This is a genomic window from Streptomyces sp. NRRL F-5122 (genome assembly GCF_001507435.1).
Lineage (GTDB): Bacteria > Actinomycetota > Actinomycetes > Streptomycetales > Streptomycetaceae > Streptomyces > Streptomyces lannensis.
Genome location: NZ_LMWH01000063.1, coordinates 1 through 1643 on the forward strand (window position 1 = coordinate 1; position 1643 = coordinate 1643).

The window sequence follows — 1643 nt, forward strand, 5'->3', positions numbered from 1 at the left end:
CGGACCGCTTCGGCATCACCTGGATGGTCAACATCGCCCAACCGCAGGGCTGACCCCAGACCACCCACCACCGGCCGGGCGCCCAAACGGCGCCCGGCCCACACCGGCGCACCCATCGCGCTGTGCACGCTGGATACGGAACGCGCCTTCACCCGCGCGGGACACCGGCGCACACACCACGCCCCGCACGACTTGTGCACCCGCCATACTGGAGCCATGCCCTCCAGCCCGAAGCACCCCGCACGGGCAACGACGAACCTCTCGGAGGCGGACGCCGAGGACCTCGAGCTGTACCGGGAGAAGTTCCGGCGCCGCCTGCCAAAGTCGCTTGACGAGTTGCGCGGCCCGACCAAGGGGATCGTGAATATTCCGCTCCATATGGCCTGGTCCCGGATGACCTCGTACGACATGGACAAGCCTCGCCAACGCATGGGCCTGTACCGCACCGTCCTGCACGACGGCCTGCACGAAGACCTGCCGCGCTACCTCAACCAGGACCTGCTCCTTCAGATGTGGCCGGTGCTGCGCACCCTCGTCGGTCGCACCGTGCGCACCGTGTGGGAAGACGCCTTCTCCCCGCTCGCCTCCCGCACGCGCTCAGCCGCGTGAGGGACATGCCGGAACTGCACACGCGGCTCCTGACGGATGTCCTCGCTATCGGCTCCCCGTATCTGCTGGTCCTCACCGGGGGATATGCCGTACGGGCGCACCGCCTGGTGGACCGTCCGAGCCAGGACCTCGATGTCGCCACCGAGAATCCGACTCCTATGGCCGACATCGCAGCCGCCCCGCGTAGCGGCCTGGAAGCACAGAGCTGGCGAGTGAAGACGCTGGAGACCGCCCCCCTGTCCGCCCCCTTCACCGTGTCCGATCCGGTCAGCTGTCAGGACTGCGAAGTCGACATCCTCAAGGAGATCTTCTGGCGGCCGGTCACCCAGAGCCCCTACGGGCCCGTCCTTGCGGAGGAGGACGTCATCGGGACCAAAGTCCGCCCTCGCCGATCGCGGAGCGCCCCGCGAGCTGATCCACGTGTTCGCGGCCTCTCGCCGCTGGACCAGCGCCGAACTCGCGGAGTTCGGCCGCCGCCACGCTCGGGGTCGCTTCGAACGCGAAGACCTTCAGGTGAATCTGGCAGGCGCCGAATGAACCGACGACGAAGCCTTCGTCGTCTACGGCCTCGACGACAAAGCCATCACCGCTCTCCGCGCCTGGGCCGTGCAGTGGGCCGATGACCTCGCGGCCCGGCTGCTCCAGGAGTCCGACGATCCGGATATCAGCTGATCACATCCGCGCTCCGATACAGCTACAGGCACCGGAGCGGCTACGAAGCTCGGCGGTCGTATGCCTCTGATGCCTGCCGTGACACTCCATGTGCAGGGACCCGAGGAAGCCCGTAAGCGGTGAAGTGCCGGTTGCCGCAGAAGACAAGGCAGCACCCGGCGAAAAGGCGTGGCCGCACCCCGCGCGGCAGATATCCCGCCCGACGTCTCCCCCGTGCCCTCGCGGGGCACGCATCGCGGCAGCGTCACACCGGCGGCTCCCCAGTCACTGGGTGGTGAGCATGCCTTCGCGCAGTCGGGCCAGCAGGCGGGAGATCAGGCGGGAGACGTGCATCTGGGAGACGCCCAGGCGTTCGCCGATCT

At 68.2% G+C, this 1643-nt stretch carries 2 protein-coding genes and 1 pseudogene; 2 read left to right on the forward strand and 1 reads right to left on the reverse strand.

Features of this window, described 5'->3' with window-relative positions; translation table 11 throughout:
* Positions 1-216: 216 nt before the first annotated feature.
* On the forward strand, positions 217-609 hold the full coding sequence (locus tag ADL25_RS09855; RefSeq protein WP_079050273.1) for a hypothetical protein: 393 nt from the start codon (positions 217-219) through the stop codon (positions 607-609).
* Between the two features lie 5 nt (positions 610-614).
* Positions 615-1281, forward strand: a pseudogene (locus ADL25_RS50395) (hypothetical protein).
* 264 nt (positions 1282-1545) lie between these two features.
* On the opposite strand, the gene ADL25_RS45920 reads toward ADL25_RS50395, so the two are convergent.
* The coding region (locus tag ADL25_RS45920) for a sigma factor-like helix-turn-helix DNA-binding protein (RefSeq protein WP_267889238.1) at positions 1546-1643 on the reverse strand (98 nt) is incomplete at its 5' end.